This is a genomic window from Bartonella sp. AU55XJBT (assembly GCF_028618525.1).
Genome location: NZ_JAQITC010000015.1, coordinates 41505 through 59308, shown reverse-complemented (window position 1 = coordinate 59308; position 17804 = coordinate 41505). Strand labels below are relative to the sequence as shown.

Sequence of the window (17804 nt, the reverse complement as noted above, 5' to 3'; positions counted from 1 at the left end):
CATATGCTTTAAACTCACCAAAAAACTTCGTAATCGCTGCTGTCAATGAAGTCTTCCCATGATCAACGTGACCAATCGTACCTATATTAACATGCGGTTTCGTTCGTTCAAACTTGCTCTTCGCCATCGCTATTAATCTCTTATTTTATTCTCTATCTTTGTTAGCACCTAGAAACAGGCCCGCAGAACTGAATTCAACTGGACCGTACACAAGCCCAATCACCACAACTCTTAACCTTAGACGGAAAATCCCGCCCACTTTGAATAATGGAATATTTTCCATTACACCTACTTGCCTAATCATCAACAACCATTTGGAGCGGGTAGCGGGAATCGAACCCGCGTATTCAGCTTGGAAGGCTGCTGCTCTACCATTGAGCTATACCCGCATGAACCCACGTACTAACTCTCCTGCGATGAATGGTGGAGGGGGTTGGATTCGAACCAACGTAGCATACGCAACGGATTTACAGTCCGCCCCCTTTAACCACTCGGGCACCCCTCCATTACACCGGCAAAGTTGCGCGATGAGGCATCACGACAATCATCTTGAACACCCATTCAATTCAATCTGATTGCGAAGTGGTTATGACGATTACGATTGTATCTGTCAACAGAATAAATACAATTCTGTACAAATTTCCTGCTCATATTTTTAAATCATAGATTTTTTCTAGCACTTTTTCTTATTAAAACGCTATAAAGAAGTTATGAAAGAAAAAACATCACAAAATTCTCATTATGCTCGTTTACGTCGCCGATATCGGGATACGAAAGGCTCTCCTTCTCGATCTTCCACAAATCTGAAGAAGGGAGCTGCTTCTTTACAGCAAGGGATAATCCATCTTTATGGCATTCATGCCGTTCAGGCTGCTTTAAAAAACCCAAAAAGAATTTTTAAATGTCTGTACGTTACACAAAATGCCTTAAAAAGATTCAATATATCCGAATCAGATTATCCTTGCCCTGTTAAATTATGCGCCCCCAAATATCTTGATTCGCTGGTTGGAAGTGAGGCAGTTCATCAAGGGGTTGTTTTGGAAACCTCTCCTCTCAAACCATGCAAACTATCGGAATTAACCAATACTGATCTGGTCATTGTCATGGATCAAATTACTGATCCACATAATGTTGGCGCTATTATGCGCTCTGCCGTTGCGTTTAAAGCTAAAGCACTTATTACTACTTGCCGTCACTCTCCCCACGAAAGCGGCGTTCTTGCGAAAGCGGCATCAGGGGCTTTGGAAATGATTCATTATATTACCGTACGAAACCTCGCTGAAACTCTTCAAGAGCTCCACCAAACAGGTTTTACAAGCTTTGGTCTCGATTCAGAAGGAGATCAACCTCTAGAAACAACATTAACAGGGAATAAAATTGCTCTTGTTTTAGGAGCAGAAGGGAAAGGCTTACGAAAAAAAACACGTGAAACCGTTTGCGCTCTAGCGCGCCTTGATATGCCTGGAAATATTAAATCATTAAATGTTTCAAACGCAGCAACAATAGCGCTTTATGTGGCGCATAAATATCTTAGATTCTAGCTTTTGATTTTTTGTAAAACATCAAAAAAGCCAACCAACAAAAAACCCGTAAGAAACCCGCCAATATGTGCTTCCCATGCTATTGAGATACCATTTTCTTCAAACAGAACCGAAGAAATACCTATGATAAAATCAGCCGCCAACCATACACTTATATAAATAAGTACGCCCTTGGAACAAAGGGCTTTTTTGATGGATAATAAAGTCCCCAAAGGTTTTTCGTTTTGCGCATTGACACCTAAATAACCGCTGGGAAAACCATAACGTGCGATAGCCCCCATCATTCCAGATACAACACCTGACGCTCCAACAAGTGATATGATACTTTCTTGATGAAATATAAAATAAGTCAAAACAGAAATAACTGCCGTTAATACCCAAAAAATTAAAAAACGTAAAACACCAAAATGCCTTACTAAAGGAGAGCCAAAAACTAAAAGCCAAACCATATTAAAAGCGACATGTTTAAAACTTCCATGCATAAATGAATAACTCACCATGGTGTAATAAAATGCCACAGGATCCCTCTTAAACAATGCTGGTGTAAATGAAAAAAACTCAAGACTTTCAACATAAAACTGATGAGAAAAAAAATACTGTGGAATGCAATAAAGACAAAAACAAAATGCTATCAAAACAACAATAATAAATGGAACCTTCAATAAAGGTTCTTTAGGTTGTTTTGGTAATCGGGAACCATCATTATAGCGGTAATTAGAAACTTTCACTGTATAAAACTCGTATTCTTTAGAGAATGGATTATTTTTTACACAAAATAAATATATTTGTCTTGGATAAGGAATCTTTTAGACTTAAATCTTCTTGATTCCGATTTTTAAATTTTTAATAACTCACCGTAAAAATACAGGTATCGTATAAAAAATATTTAAAAAAGCATAGATATCAAGACAAAATGTGTAATCATTCTATTTATTTAAATGTGACGTTTGTCATGCAATATACACGAATTTACGAATAAACAAATTTACTTATGAAGTACTCTTCTCTTGATAACATTTGCTGGCTCTTAGTTAGCTATAAACCGTGTGTTAGTATAGTGGCTTTAAATATCTTCCATCTAAAAATTTTAGTGAAAATGATCAATAATCTTCTCGTTCAGAATCGCGTAGAACTTCAAAAAAAGCATCTTACAGGTAATGAATTCTGCTTTATGCTTTTCAAACGAGTAAAAGCTACTTTGCGATCATCAGGGTTGCGAACGGAAGTGGCATCACCAAGATATAAACACTTTTTCGTTAGCTGTTTTTTTTATTATCTGGATTGGTGACAACCGTATACAGTTATTATATGCCGATTGGGTCTGTGCTCTACGCATTAGCTTATAGTCCATGGGAGATGAGATCACGAGCTAGAAATTCATTTGTTATCGTCTTCTTTCTTTGCACAATTGAGAGTAAGTATGCCCTTTCTGCGGTTGTGAGTGCGTCCGCTGATGAACCTGAGAGCATCGGACATTTGTAGCACAAATATGCTGCTTACAGCACTAAACTGGCAATTGCGATTGATTTTAGGCATCGCAAAATCTTCAATATAATCTATTTATTATTCCTTTACCGTCTAAACCACGTCTTTTGCACGTCTTACACCGTTAGTTGTGTCTATTAAAAAGTATTTTATACAGTCAGGGAAATCAATTTTCTTTATAGATCTTTTATTTTTTCAGGCAGAACTTTAAACTAATGAGCAATTTTAGCAAAAACAGCCTTAAAACTTCTCAGGGTTCTAATTAGCACGATCTGCTGGCTTGATCGCATATGTGTTTTGCAGCCGTACTTAATCTGCTTCGTTGAAAAAGCGTAGAGTCCACTTTCAGTGTCTTGAATTATCTGCTTAAAATTATTATATAAATTATCAACCATTACCTAAGCACAGTACCATTTTTTAAAAATTTTCTGTAAAATAGTAAAGGTTGAACTATGGTTGCTGCAAAGCATTTAAATTTTTGCCATTTTGTCTTTAAGCTGAAGAAAGCGAATATAGGATGAAAGACCGATCGCATAGTTTTTGTCCTAGTGCGCATAAAGGTTTTCACAAACAAGCGGTCTGATTCCCAGCTTTCCCTAATCAAAGGGTGATACGAGTGAAACTAGGCGCATACCTCATTTGGCTTAATTCATCTAGAGTTGCAAATTGGAGAAGATCTGATTTAGAGGCAAGCATTGTAACATCAACTAACCCTAAAGCCAATAAACCTCTAGCGTGCATAGCTTATAGGTTTTGGAAGCAGAAAATTATCATAATTCAGGGGATTAAAGATCAAGTCTAGGACTTTTTAATCCAGTGGACAAACACGAATAATATGGCCGTCGGGATCTTTGATGAGGAAGGTACGTCCAAATATGTCAGTATACGGTTCCTTCAAGACATTTATCTCAACGGTGGTTTGCTCTTGCCATTCCGCATAGAGTTTATCTACATCTTCTCCAGTAGGCAACATAATGCCGATTTCTGAAAAACGAGGCACATTTTCCTTAGGTGCGTCACCCCCCGACCAGAGCGCGAAGAGTGCATCACCTGAAGAAGCAAATGCAACATAGCGTGGCGAGATGAATACAGGCTCTTTCTTGAAGATGAATTTGTAAAAAGCGGTAGAATGTTCTACATTTGATACGTATACTAACTGTAGGTTTGGGGTGACAGAATAAGTAGGGATGTTACTCATAAATTCTCCATGTTTAATAGCGGCTTTCTGACATGATATACCTAATAGAGAATATTTCAACAAGAGTTTGTGATTTTTCCGTTCGGATATGCTTTACTTATATGTTTTTATTCTTTTATTGTTATATGCTAAAATATCGAAACCACTGCTATGAGGCTCTCAAAGAAACTCTTGCACTGGCCCAGTACTGCAATAAGCGTTCTGTGGGTAGGTAAATACTTAGCCATATCGTATAAAGCCAAGATTTAGTGAGTAGAACGTCTGCTGTGTAGTCGATGGGTCTATAGCGCAGATATGTTATAGTTTCTAACCTTACATATAGGGGTACATCTCAATATACGGTTGAATTTGCGCCACGTATAAAAAACTCAATATTTTGTAACATAATGGCAGCATCGCAAATAGTATAGCCAATAAGAGTGCCTAAAATAAATAGCACGAAAGAGCGCTCGCGTACGGCCTATTTTATCAGAGAACTATCCAAAGAGAAAAGTACCAACGACCATAGTGCTGGCATAAGCTGCTAATGTTATACTATACAGGAAAATAAGCATGGTTGGTGCAAAAACCCAATTGTTCACAAGGGGCTCAGTTCAAGCTCCGCTGATAAGAGGCTAGAGCGTAAAGGTAACACCAGCGCTGTGCCTAAACTATCGACAAATATGAAAAGGAGAATTCAAATTGTATCGCGCGTGCGCCAATTGTGTAAATAAGGTATTTTTATAGTCATTGCGTTGTGCTCCTTATAATAAAATGCAAAATACATAAATGTTGCTTCTTACCAAAAATCTACCGATTGTTACATTCTTTAATCACGCTGAAACTTCAATTAAGGCCTTTAATAATCTTAAATCTCAACTGTTCCAACAATATCGCTTGAATTTCTTCTACCCACCCTTTGAATGAAACAACGATATCATAACGAGAATAAAAGTTTAGCAACATCTTTTATAGAACATTCGAAAAACAATAAGTTGATTTTAATGATAAATCATTGAATTTAGACGATTTATGAGAAAGATTTCATTCCTTATCTTAAACAGTCTTATCCACACATCCAACACTTCAACGTGTAAAGAAATATTTTTGATTGTTTTAATTATAAGAAAGTATGAAATGAGAAAACCATAGGAATCCAAACCTCTCATTCCACGTTGAAAATGATAAACTATCATTACAAATCAATGTATTAACAATAGATAACACACTATTACTGAAGAGGTGAGTTTTGAGAGTTCTGCTTGCAATCTTTTAACCACACATCATAAATAGGATGCTCAACAGCGTTCAAACCAGGACTATCTGCAAACATCCAGCCTGTGAAAATACGTCGTATTTTTTTATCTAATGTTACTTCATTGACTTCAACAAAACCTGTTGTACGCGTTGGTTCATCTTTAGAGCTCGTATAACAAGCACGAGGTGTTACCTGTAATGCACCATACTGATAAACTTCACCAAGAGAAACTTCAAAACGCGTCGTCCGCCCCGTGATTTTATCAAGGCCTGCAAATACAGCAATTCCATTGCTAATACGTTCAGCCTGTCCCCAACTATTTAAGGATAAAAACACTAAAATTCCTATTAAAAAAATATATATAAAATCCCTCAACCTCAACAATAAAAAAAACCTCATCATATCAAAACCAATCGCACCTTAAAAATAAATCTTGTTATAACGTAGAGCCAAATAAGACAAAAATACACGCACCCATTAAAACATTTTATTTTTTAGGTGACCACGCATCATAATCTTCACGGATACAAGAAAGCTCGTCATTGTAAGGAATAGCCCCCTTTGGTCGATAGGTCTCACTTGTTCCTGTCATATTTGCAACGTGCGGCTTTTCCCATTCATAGGGATGATAATTCTCCTGTGTTGGTGGACACTCACAGCGATGATGAATCCAGCCATGCCAACCTGGTGGAATAGTAGAAGGTTCAGAATAGTCTTTATAAATAACCCAACGGTGCGGATAACCATCCTTATGAAGTCCCCCTTCATAATATACATTTCCAAATTGATCTTCCCCTATCCGCTTACCTTTGCGCCATGTGAAAAAACGCGTACCAATGGTATTACCATTCCACCAAGTAAAGATTTGCTTAAAAAAACGAGCCATTTTCTATTCCATTTCTTCAGTATGCTCATGAAATCAATCGCTGGAATGAACCTATTAATGCTTGAAATGACCGAAAAAATTACCGGACAATTCAGCACAACTCCAATTAATAGGATAACCTTTTATCCCTTAATTTCGAGAAGATATCATATTTATAAATTCTTCTCCACCCCATAAAATTTAATCTATGCCAAGTTTTATCTTAACTAATTCATTAACAGTTTGAGGATTTGCCTTGCCGCCTGTTGCGTTCATTACCTGTCCAACAAACCAACCTGCTAAAGCAGGCTTTTGTTTTGCTTGCGCAACTTTATCAGAATTATTAGCAATGATCTCATCAACAGCTCTTTCAATAGCCTTTGTATCTGTTACCTGCTTCATATTGCGCTCTTCTACAACTTGGCGTGGTTCTCCCCCCTCATTCCAAATAATCTCAAAAAGATCTTTAGCTATTTTTCCAGAAATAACACCTTCTTTTATAAGATCAATAATGCTTCCCAATTGATTTGGCGATACTGGTGACTCTTCAATTTCACGATTATCTTTATTTAAAGCCCCTAAAAGATCATTAATCACCCAATTGGCCACTATTTTTCCATCACGACCACGAGCAACGTCTTCAAAATAATCAGCAATAGCTTTTTCTGTCACAAGAATGGAAGCATCATACACTGTCAACCCCATTTCCTTAACAAAACGTGCTTTTATAGCGTCAGGCAATTCTGGTAAATCAGCAGCCAAAGCATCCACAAATGCTTGATCAAATTCTAATGGTAAAAGATCAGGATCAGGAAAATAACGATAATCATGCGCTTCTTCCTTTGAGCGCATAGAGCGAGTTTCACCTTTAGTGGCATCAAAAAGCCGAGTCTCTTGCTCTATGACGCCTCCATCTTCTAAAACTGCGATCTGACGACGCGCTTCATACTCAATCGCTTGACCAATGAAGCGAATAGAATTAACATTTTTGATTTCACAACGCGTGCCAAAAGCTTCACCAGGACGACGAACGGATACATTAACATCCGCGCGCATAGACCCTTCATCCATATTGCCATCACAAGTCCCTAAATAACGAACAATCGTACGCAATTTTGTCATATAGGCTTTAGCTTCATCTGATGAGCGCATATCAGGCTTGGAAACAATTTCCATAAGCGCAACACCAGAGCGATTAAGATCCACGAAAGACATCGTCGGATGTTGATCATGCATCGATTTTCCAGCATCCTGTTCAAGATGTAATCTTTCAATTCCTATTTCGATATCCTCAAATTGGCCATTCGAATCTGGACCAACAGATACGGTAATTTTTCCCTCTCCTACAATGGGATAGCGAAACTGAGAAATCTGATATCCCTGCGGTAAATCTGGATAAAAATAATTCTTCCGATCAAAAACAGATTTTAAATTAATATGCGCTTTTAATCCCAAACCTGTTCGAACTGCTTGACGAACACATTCTTGATTAAGAACAGGCAACATCCCTGGCATAGCCGCATCAATAAGAGATACATGACTGTTCGGCTCTGCACCAAATTTGGTTGATGCGCCTGAAAAAAGTTTCGAATTTGATATGATTTGCGCATGAACCTCCATGCCAATGATGACTTCCCAATCACCTGTAACGCCAGAAATAAAACGCTTAGAATCAGGAGTACGCGTATCAATGATGTTCATTGCCAATCCACTACTAATATTTTAAAACATATCTCATGGCTTATCTCAAACCATTCACAGTGCAAGCTTAGAATATAATAGCACATCAAACCCGATTCTATCGGGCTCGTTCTGTTTGCGTAAATATTAAGCTTTTTTAGGAGCCTTTTTCTTAGCCGATGCTTTCTCTGCAGATTTTTCTTTCTCTTTCACAGCAGATTTTTTCTTTGCCGGCTTTTCTTCAGAGACATCTAATTCATCATATTCTTTCATCAATTCTTCAATCGTCACTTCTTTATCTGTGACTTTTATCTGTGCTAACAAATGATCAATAACCTTTTCTTCAAAAATCGGAGCACGTAGATTTTCAACAGCTTCCGGAGTCTTACGGAAAAAGTCCATAATCTCTTTTTCTTGTCCAGGATATTGACGAACTTGCTCAAAAACGGCTGCTTTTAGCTCATCCTCACTAACTTTAACACCAACCTTCATTCCAATTTCAGAAAGCACCAAGCCAAGACGGACACGACGTTGTGCAAGGACAAGATATTCCTCCCGCGCCTTTTCTTCTGTAACACCCTCGTCCTCAAAACTACGCCCAGCCCTTTTCAAATCATCACTAACCTGAGCCCATATATTATTGAATTCAATTTCTAAAAGTCCTTCAGGAATCTCAAAATTATAATCAGCATCTAAAGCATCAAGAATTTGACGCTTAACTTTTTGACGGGTCATTGAACCATATTGACTTTCAATCTGTCCACGAACAACCTCGCGTAAGCGATCTAGAGATTCCAAACCGACTTTTTTCGCCGCCTCATCATCAATTTTTAATTCATCTGGTCTAAAGACAGCTTTGACAGTAATGTCAAACTCTGCTTCCCGTCCTGCTAAATGTGCTGCACTGTAATTATCCGGAAATTTAACAGAAATCGTCTTTGCATCTCCAGCTTTTACACCAACCAATTGCTCTTCAAAACCAGGAATAAATTGTTTTGATCCAAGAATCAGTTGTGCATCATTATCCGCTCCACCTTCAAACGGAACCCCCTCAAGCTTACCTCGATAATCTATGGTTATACGATCACCTTCTTCAGAAGCCCCCTCTTTTAGAGAATAATTACGCGTAGAAGAAAGAACGCGATTGACTTGCTCATCAATATCCTGTTCAGGAATAGCTGCAACTTCACGGATAACTTCAATATGCTCAAAGGCTTTAATTTCAATTTTTGGTAAAACTTCATACTTTAAACTAAAAGTAAAATCGGCTTTTCCATCTAAAATTTTCTCATCTTCATCTATATCAATTTTCGGCTGCATCGCTGGACGTTCATTGCGATCCGCTAAAACAGAACGCGGAGCATCAGCGAGTATCTCATTGAGAATCTCTGCCATGAAAGATTTACCATACATTTTTCGCAAATGCTCACCCGGCACTTTACCAGGACGGAAACCATTAAGCTTGATTTTACCCTTGGTATCATCCAATCGTTCATTCAACTTTTCTTCTAAATCTTTCGCTGGAACCACGATCTTAATTTCGCGCTTCAGTCCTTCATTAAGCGTCTCGGTAACCTGCATTAAACACCTTCATTTTTCTAAGGAGAGGGATAAACCCACTCTAATCATCATTACATTCTAACACTTCAAGTGTTACATTACCATGAAGCGGAATCCCAGATACGTAGAAATCCGTAGCACTTAAGGGATTGCTTTGGTGCGGATGGAGGGACTCGAACCCCCACGGTCTCCCGCCAGAACCTAAATCTGGTGCGTCTACCAATTTCGCCACATCCGCTCAAACTTAGCAAGCTAATAACCTTATACAAGCGGCGTTTCTATACCATTAATTATAGAAAAAAAGCAAACAAATATATTAAAAAAAACTCAATACACGTCTTTCTTACAAAGAACAAAAATAAAATCTATGCTTTTCATACACGGCGACTTACGCTAATAAGTCAACTATGTTAAAGACATTTGATACTCCAATTCATATTATCGGTGGCGGTCTTGCGGGGTGTGAAGCAAGCTGGCAAATTGCTCAATCAGGAATTCCTGTTGTTTTGCATGAAATGCGTCCCCAAAAAAAATCAGATGCCCATAAAACCGATAAATTGGCAGAACTGGTTTGTTCAAATTCCTTTCGTTCTGATGATTCATCAACAAATGCCGTAGGACTTTTACATGCTGAAATGCGATTAGCAAAATCGTTAATTATGAAAGCGGCTGATACCAACAAAGTCCCCGCGGGGAGTGCTCTTGCTGTTGACCGCGATGGATTTTCAAAAACCGTGACATCAGCCCTTGAAAACCATTCGCTTATAACAATCAAACGTGAAGAAGTTCAAGAGATTCCTAAGGATTGGCAACATGTTGTCATTGCAACGGGCCCCCTTACCTCACCTGCACTTGCGCAAGAACTACAAGCAATAACTGGTGCAAAAGCTCTTTCTTTTTTTGATGCTATTGCACCTATTATCCATACCGATAGTATTGATATGAATATTTGTTGGTATCAATCGCGCTATGATAAAATTGGGCCTGAGGGAACAGGGAAAGATTATCTTAATTGTCCCCTTAATAAAGAACAATATAAAACATTTGTTGAAGCATTAAAAAATGCTGAAAAAACAGAGTTTCGTAACTTTGAAAAAACGCCCTATTTTGATGGATGCCTCCCCATAGAAGTTATGGCTGAGCGCGGACTTGAAACTTTAAGACACGGTCCTATGAAACCTATGGGCTTAACCAATTCCCATAATCCTACCGTTAAACCCTATGCTGTCGTTCAATTACGCCAAGATAATAAACTCGGAACGCTTTACAATATGGTCGGCTTTCAAACAAAATTGAAACATGGTGAACAAGTCCATATTTTTAGAATGATTCCCGGTCTTGAAAAAGCAGAATTTGCACGTCTTGGTGGTCTTCACCGCAATACCTATCTCAACTCTCCAATCATTCTTGATCACACCCTTCGTTTAAAACAAAAAAAACAACTCCGCTTTGCAGGACAAATTACTGGATGTGAAGGTTATGTAGAATCAGCAGCTATAGGGCTTCTTGCTGGACGTTTTGCCGCTGCCGAATATCATCACAACTGTCCTTGCCTCCCCCCACTAACCACGGCATTCGGAGCTCTTTTGAATCATATTACGGGGGGTCACATTATAGATGAAGAAGCAGAAAGACAGTCTTTTCAGCCAATGAATATCAACTTTGGACTCTTTCCCCCTATTGTTTCTCTTAAACATTCAGGAAAACGCTTGCCAAGTAAAGAAAAAAAATTAGCAAAAAAACAAGTTATAACAGCAAGGGCTCTCAATGATTGTATTCAGTGGTTAACAAATAAAGAATCAAAGAGCTCCTGTTGATAAAAAAACACATGATTCGTCACTCATCCCCTCTACTGAATAGATCTCTATGGTTCTCACGAAAAAATCATTCTAAAGCCTTGTTAAAACGCTATCTCAATCAATAGTCACTGTTCTACACTTCATCATTTATTTAATAATGTAAAAAATATGAAATAATTTTTGACTAGAGAAAAGTTTTTTATCGCCATAACCAGTTTAATATACTTCAGCAAAATAAAATAATTATATTGATATATTATGATAATAAATAGATAAAAAATAAACAAATAATACTGTATTTTATTACTATCAATATTTTTTTCTATCTATCATTTAATAATTGAAATTTTTATCTTTTTTTAAATTTATTTCTTAATATTTATGAAACTCTCTCAGTTTAACTTTTGTGTGATGAGGAAAAAATACTCACTTGCACGGTACAAGTGAAATAAAAATAGAGCTGAATATATCTCTTCCATCTCAAATGCCACGAAAAATCACAATATTGAAATGACAAAGCAGCTTTATAAAATAAACTTACAATACATTGATTTATAAACAACTTATCTCTTTCTATCTTAAATATCGTAAAATTCCTTTATTTCAGGCTTTCTTATAGTCAGTCAATAAAGGTGATTTGGTCAGTTAAGCACTGGCTCACACAAGCGAAGTTAGTGTTGTAAATTAAGAGAATTATTAAAAAAGGAATAAAACTATCCTTTATGCACCCGCCTCAAATGCCGCGAGCTGATCGAAACATTATAAAAACTAAGAAAACAATATGATTGCCCCAACATGCACCTCTATTCAGCAGAAAAGGTGGTTTAGTAGGCTTTATACATTTCAAAGCATTTTTTTTGTTTTATATTTATAAGCACTGTTTCTGAATGAACACTTTAGCCCTTCCACATAACAAAAGTTAACGTCCTACTTTATAAGCTATATAATGCCTCTTTATTAAAGTGGAATATTTATTGAAACGGCTAAAAATATATATTTCACACCTATGGTATTTTATGCAATTCATGAAATGAAAAAATGGTACAAAGACTCAAAATTTTTATATGAAAAACGTGTATAATATCCCTGTCTAAAAATATCTGTAAAAAAAACCCGCTTATAAATAAATCGGGTTTTTTTAATGTTGTTTAAATTATTTTTTATTAACTGCTTCTTTAAGGCTTTTTCCTGCAGAAAATTTGGGTACAGAACGTGCTGGAATATCAATTTCAGCGCCAGTTGAAGGATTACGCCCCTTTGTCGCAGCACGATGAGAAACCTCAAAAGTGCCAAAACCTGGAAGACGCACATCCCCCCCTGAAGCCAAAGATTCTGTTACAGAAGCCATAAAAGCATCAACAACAGCACCAGCTTGCACTTTCGAAACACCTGCCTTTTCAGCAACGGAACTAACCAATTCACTTTTATTCATGAGATATTTCCTTTCCCTATATTAGCTGACAACATGACCTAATCATGTTATTGGTCAGTTTATTGAAAAGTACAGCAAACAGAAGTCTTATTTTTATCCAAAACATTGTTTTTTTAGCAATAATCACAGTTATTCACGGAATTTTTCACTTTTTTTCAACAAAAAACAAAATAATAACCGCGACACCACCTTCTACACCTAAAAAAATGCCGTTATGAGTGAATCAGTGTGCAATCTGTATTCCTTCACTATCGCTGTTCTCTGACCGAATAGGGACAGCCACTGTAGAAGGTTCTTTCCACTCAACAGTGTCAGGAAAACGAACCAAAGCGTGTTTCAAAACTTCACTCACATGATTTACCGGAATAATTTCCATATTATTTTTAACATCGTCAGGAATATCAACCAAATCTTTTGCATTTTCTTCAGGAATAAGTACCTTTTTTATTCCTCCTCGAAGCGCAGCTAAGAGCTTTTCTTTTAATCCACCAATCGGTAAAACACGTCCACGTAAAGTAATTTCACCAGTCATTGCAATATCTTTATGCACAGCGATCCCTGTAAGGACCGAAACAATTGCTGTCACCATAGCAATCCCAGCAGATGGACCATCTTTTGGTGTCGCCCCCTCTGGAACATGAACATGGATATCGCGTTTTTCAAAAAGTGGAGGTTCGATCCCAAAATCAACAGCACGAGAACGTACATAAGATGCTGCCGCGGAAATAGACTCTTTCATAATATCACGCAAATTTCCAGTTACAGTCATCTTGCCTTTGCCGGGCATCATTACACCTTCAATGGTCAATAACTCTCCACCCACTTCTGTCCACGCAAGGCCTGTCACAACACCAATGTGGTTTTCTCCTTCAATCTGATTATAGTGATAGCGTTTAACACCCAAGAAATCATCGAGATTACTTTCTGTAACTTTTACAGATTTTTGATGCGTTTTGAGAATTTTTGTAACAGATTTACGGGCAATTTTCATGAGCTCACGCTCAAGATTACGAACACCTGCTTCACGTGTGTAAAACTGAATAATCGATCTTAGTGCTCCATCAGAAATGCTGAGTTCTTTTTTAGACAAACAGTGGTCTTTGAGTGCCTTTGGTAAAAGATGCTGCTTAACAATTTCCATTTTTTCACATTCAGTATAACCAGCAATACGAATAATCTCCATTCGATCCATTAACGGACTTGGAATATTAAGCGTATTGGCAGTTGTGATAAACATGACATCAGAAAGATCATATTCAACTTCCAAATAGTGATCAATGAAGGTCCCATTTTGTTCTGGATCAAGAACCTCTAATAAAGCAGAGGAAGGATCTCCACGAAAATCTTGTCCCATTTTATCAATTTCATCAAGCAAGAAAAGCGGATTAGATTTTTTTGCTTTTTTCATAGACTGGATAATTTTCCCAGGCATCGAACCAATATATGTTCGACGATGTCCGCGAATTTCTGCTTCATCCCGCACACCTCCCAACGAGATACGAACATATTCGCGCCCTGTTGCCTTTGCAATAGAGCGCGCTAATGATGTTTTTCCAACACCAGGAGGACCTAACAAACAAATAATGGGACCTTTTATCTTTGACGCACGACTTTGTACAGCCAAATACTCAATAATTCTTTCCTTAACTTTTTCAAGACCGAAATGTTCATTATTCATGATCTTTTCAGCAAAATCTAAATTGTTTTTAATCTTAGATTTTTTACCCCAAGGCATTGCTAATAACCAATCAAGATAGTTACGGACAACTGTCGCTTCCGCAGACATAGGAGACATATTCCGTAATTTTCTCAATTCTGCTCCAGCTTTTTCCTGTGCTTCCTTGGAAAGTTTTGTACTCTTAATACGGTCTTCTAATTCAGAGAGCTCATCGCGGTTATCATCTCCTGCTCCTAACTCTTTTTGAATCGCCTTCATTTGCTCATTGAGATAATATTCCCGTTGGTTTTTTTCCATTTGCCGTTTAACGTGCGAACGAATACGTTTTTCAACCTGCAAAACAGAAATTTCTCCTTCCATGAAAGACAGAACACGTTCAAGACGGGCTCGTACAGGTAAGAGCTCTAATATTTCCTGCTTTTCTGCAAGTTTAATCATCAAATGAGAGGCAATCGTATCAGCAAGCTTAGAAGGATTATCAATCTGGCCTATCGCATTGACAACTTCAGGAGAGATTTTTTTATTAAGCTTTACATAGTTTTCAAAATAAGCAATCACCGACCTTGAAAGAGCTTCAATCTCAACATCACCCTCTCTAGGCTCTTCTGTAACAGCTGCAAAAGCCTGATGATAACCATCACTTAAAGAAAATTGACTAATTTTTGCACGTGCAGTCCCTTCAACCAAAACCTTTACAGTGCCATCAGGAAGCTTTAAAAGCTGGAGAATATTTGCAAATGTACCAATATGATAAATATCCTCTGATTTTGGATCATCATCAGAAGCATTTTTTTGTGTCACCAACAGTATTTGCTTATCAACCGCCATCGTTTCTTCAAGAGCACGAATTGATTTTTCGCGGCCCACAAAAAGTGGAACAATCATATGGGGGAAGACAACAATATCACGAAGAGGTAAAACAGCATAAACCCCATCTCTCACTTCATCTGTCTTTTCATCAATATATTGCATAACTCTCCTTTCTGGAGCCTATGAGCTATCTATAACACCAAGCCCACCCTTAGAAAACCTCAGCTCTCCACAATACATGAAATGGTAATTGCTAACACATAAATCAAGCATTATAACGATATTATTAGAAACGCCTATTAAATACCGTTTTACCCACTTTTTATATTATATACCGCACAATGTCATGCTGATACATTTTCTTTATCTTCTGTACGTTCTGAGTAAATATAAAGAGGACGCGCTTTCCCATCAACGACATCGCTCGAAATAACCACTTCTTGAACCCCTTCAAGAGCCGGTAGTTCAAACATTGTCTCAAGAAGGATCTTCTCCATAATTGAACGTAAACCACGTGCACCAGTTTTACGTTCAATAGCTTTCTTCGCAATAGCGCGTAAAGCATCTTCGTGAAATGCTAACTCAACATTTTCCATTTCAAAAAGACGCTGATATTGCTTTACCAATGCATTTTTAGGTTGTGATAAAATTTGCACGAGAGCGTTAATGTCTAAATCTTCTAAGGTAGCGACTATAGGAAGACGCCCAATAAACTCTGGTATTAAACCAAACTTTATAAGATCTTCAGGCTCTAAATCGCGAAAAATTTCACCAACACAACGTTCATCAGGAGCCTTAACAGTCGCAGAAAAACCAATAGAAGTTTTTTCACCACGCCCTGAAATAATCCGCTCTAAACCTGCAAAAGCTCCTCCACAAATGAATAAAATGTTTGTGGTATCAACCTGAAGAAACTCTTGTTGCGGATGTTTACGTCCACCTTGTGGAGGAACAGAAGCAATTGTTCCTTCCATAATTTTTAGCAATGCTTGCTGAACCCCTTCTCCAGAAACATCTCTTGTAATAGAAGGATTGTCAGCCTTACGAGAAATCTTATCGACCTCATCAATATAAACGATACCACGCTGTGCACGTTCAACATTATAATCCGCCGCTTGAAGAAGCTTTAAAATAATATTTTCAACATCTTCACCCACATAACCTGCTTCAGTCAAAGTGGTCGCATCCGCCATCGTAAAAGGGACATCAATAATACGTGCTAATGTTTGTGCGAGATAAGTTTTACCGCAGCCCGTTGGACCAACAAGAAGAATATTTGATTTAGCCAACTCAATATCACTGCTTTTAGACTGATGCGCCAACCGTTTATAATGATTATGAACTGCAACAGAAAGAACACGCTTTGCATGCTGCTGACCAATAACATAATCATCAAGAACGGATATAATTTCCTGTGGAGTAGGGACTCCATCACGCACCTTAACGCCAGAAGACTTATTTTCTTCCCGAATAATATCCATGCAAAGCTCTACACATTCATCACAGATAAATACAGTAGGCCCCGCAATGAGCTTACGCACCTCGTGCTGACTCTTGCCGCAGAACGAGCAATAGAGAGTATTTTTTGATTCGTTCCCGCTATTGCTAATTTTGCTCATTTTTCTTTCCTTTCACCACGATATATGAATACTTCGCCTTTTCAAAGAAAGCTTTTCATCATGAAAACTAAAAGACATATAGAAAACCATGAATGTCTCAATATTTTTAGGTGTTTCTCTTAATTTTTGCGATATTTTATAAAACTCTTTAATTAAAGTAGCTGTTTTTTCTATAAAAATTCTTAATCTTTTTCTTCTTTTTCAGTTTCTGCACGATACTGTATAACATCATCAACTAAACCAAACGCTTTTGCTTCTTCTGCTGTCATAAAATGATCGCGATCAAGCGTTCTCTCAATAACCTCGTAATCTTGACCTGTATGTTGAACATAAATTTCATTTAAGCGCCGTTTCATCTTTATAATATCTTGTGCATGTCGCTCAATATCTGAAGCCTGACCTTGAAAACCACCAGATGGTTGATGCACCATAATACGCGCATTGGGCAATGTAAAACGATGACCTTTTGCTCCCGCTGTTAACAATAATGATCCCATAGATGCCGCCTGTCCCATGCAGAGTGTAGAAACAGGAGGACGAATAAACTGCATAGTATCATAAATAGCCATACCAGATGTCACAACACCCCCTGGAGAATTAATATAAAGACTAATTTCTTTTTTAGGATTTTCTGCTTCCAAGAAAAGTAATTGTGCACAAACAAGCATTGCCATACCATCTTCAACAGGACCATTAATAAAAATAATCCGCTCCTTTAAAAGACGAGAAAAAATATCATAGGCCCGTTCACCACGATTGGTTTGCTCAATAACCATAGGTACAAGGCTTAATGCTGTTTTCATTGGATCACTCATATTTTTACTTTCCTTGTCATATACCAATCGCTTTTTACACATTCAATATTTTTATCCATAGGCTCATATTACTCTCTTGGGCAAG

13 protein-coding genes and 3 tRNA genes are annotated in these 17804 nt (G+C 37.6%); 2 read left to right on the top strand and 14 right to left on the bottom strand.

What is annotated here, in order from left to right; genetic code table 11:
• The 3 genes from PVV70_RS08255 to PVV70_RS08245 form a co-directional block, all read right to left on the bottom strand.
• Positions 1-127: GTP-binding protein (locus PVV70_RS08255; RefSeq protein ID WP_244455647.1), on the bottom strand; the 127-nt coding region annotated here is incomplete at its 3' end.
• Between the two features lie 188 nt (positions 128-315).
• A tRNA-Gly gene (locus PVV70_RS08250) sits at positions 316-389 on the bottom strand.
• A gap of 32 nt (positions 390-421) precedes the next feature.
• A tRNA-Tyr gene (locus tag PVV70_RS08245) sits at positions 422-505 on the bottom strand.
• Between the two features lie 205 nt (positions 506-710).
• Here PVV70_RS08245 and PVV70_RS08240 point away from each other — a divergent pair.
• Entirely contained in the window at positions 711-1541 is an 831-nt protein-coding gene (locus PVV70_RS08240) for an RNA methyltransferase (RefSeq protein WP_273758781.1), read from the top strand.
• Here PVV70_RS08240 and PVV70_RS08235 read toward each other — a convergent pair.
• The 7 genes from PVV70_RS08235 to PVV70_RS08205 form a co-directional block, all read right to left on the bottom strand.
• The gene (locus PVV70_RS08235; protein WP_273758780.1) at positions 1538-2269 is read right to left on the bottom strand and encodes a rhomboid family intramembrane serine protease; all 732 of its coding nucleotides are present in this window, start codon (positions 2267-2269) and stop codon (positions 1538-1540) included. The two genes, PVV70_RS08240 and PVV70_RS08235, sit on opposite strands and share 4 nt — an antisense overlap.
• Before the next feature lie 1565 nt (positions 2270-3834).
• On the bottom strand, positions 3835-4224 hold the full coding sequence (locus tag PVV70_RS08230) for a VOC family protein (RefSeq protein WP_273758779.1): 390 nt from the start codon (positions 4222-4224) through the stop codon (positions 3835-3837).
• Between the two features lie 1210 nt (positions 4225-5434).
• Positions 5435-5860 carry a DUF2155 domain-containing protein gene (locus tag PVV70_RS08225; protein ID WP_273758790.1) on the bottom strand — a complete coding sequence of 142 codons (426 nt, stop codon included), beginning with the start codon at positions 5858-5860 and terminating at the stop codon, positions 5435-5437.
• A gap of 88 nt (positions 5861-5948) precedes the next feature.
• On the bottom strand, positions 5949-6347 hold the full coding sequence (locus PVV70_RS08220) for an NADH:ubiquinone oxidoreductase subunit NDUFA12 (RefSeq protein WP_273758778.1): 399 nt from the start codon (positions 6345-6347) through the stop codon (positions 5949-5951).
• A gap of 180 nt (positions 6348-6527) precedes the next feature.
• The gene (gene gatB, locus PVV70_RS08215; RefSeq protein ID WP_273758777.1) at positions 6528-8027 is read right to left on the bottom strand and encodes an Asp-tRNA(Asn)/Glu-tRNA(Gln) amidotransferase subunit GatB; all 1500 of its coding nucleotides are present in this window, start codon (positions 8025-8027) and stop codon (positions 6528-6530) included.
• A gap of 126 nt (positions 8028-8153) precedes the next feature.
• Positions 8154-9587 carry a trigger factor gene (gene tig, locus PVV70_RS08210; protein ID WP_273758776.1) on the bottom strand — a complete coding sequence of 478 codons (1434 nt, stop codon included), beginning with the start codon at positions 9585-9587 and terminating at the stop codon, positions 8154-8156.
• 134 nt (positions 9588-9721) lie between these two features.
• Positions 9722-9804: transfer RNA gene (locus PVV70_RS08205), tRNA-Leu, on the bottom strand.
• A 169-nt stretch (positions 9805-9973) separates the two neighbouring features.
• Here PVV70_RS08205 and trmFO point away from each other — a divergent pair.
• Positions 9974-11383 carry a methylenetetrahydrofolate--tRNA-(uracil(54)-C(5))-methyltransferase (FADH(2)-oxidizing) TrmFO gene (gene trmFO, locus PVV70_RS08200; protein ID WP_273758775.1) on the top strand — a complete coding sequence of 470 codons (1410 nt, stop codon included), beginning with the start codon at positions 9974-9976 and terminating at the stop codon, positions 11381-11383.
• Between the two features lie 1135 nt (positions 11384-12518).
• Here the strand turns inward: trmFO and PVV70_RS08195 are convergent.
• The 4 genes from PVV70_RS08195 to clpP form a co-directional block, all read right to left on the bottom strand.
• A complete protein-coding gene (locus PVV70_RS08195; RefSeq protein WP_273758773.1) occupies positions 12519-12797 on the bottom strand; it encodes an HU family DNA-binding protein in 279 nt (92 codons plus the stop codon).
• 223 nt (positions 12798-13020) lie between these two features.
• Positions 13021-15447, bottom strand: coding sequence for an endopeptidase La (lon, locus tag PVV70_RS08190; protein ID WP_273758771.1), 2427 nt, complete (start codon positions 15445-15447; stop codon positions 13021-13023).
• Between the two features lie 182 nt (positions 15448-15629).
• Positions 15630-16904, bottom strand: coding sequence for an ATP-dependent Clp protease ATP-binding subunit ClpX (gene clpX, locus PVV70_RS08185; protein ID WP_005773676.1), 1275 nt, complete (start codon positions 16902-16904; stop codon positions 15630-15632).
• Between the two features lie 182 nt (positions 16905-17086).
• Positions 17087-17719, bottom strand: coding sequence for an ATP-dependent Clp endopeptidase proteolytic subunit ClpP (gene clpP / locus PVV70_RS08180; RefSeq protein ID WP_005773677.1), 633 nt, complete (start codon positions 17717-17719; stop codon positions 17087-17089).
• Positions 17720-17804: the final 85 nt, after the last annotated feature.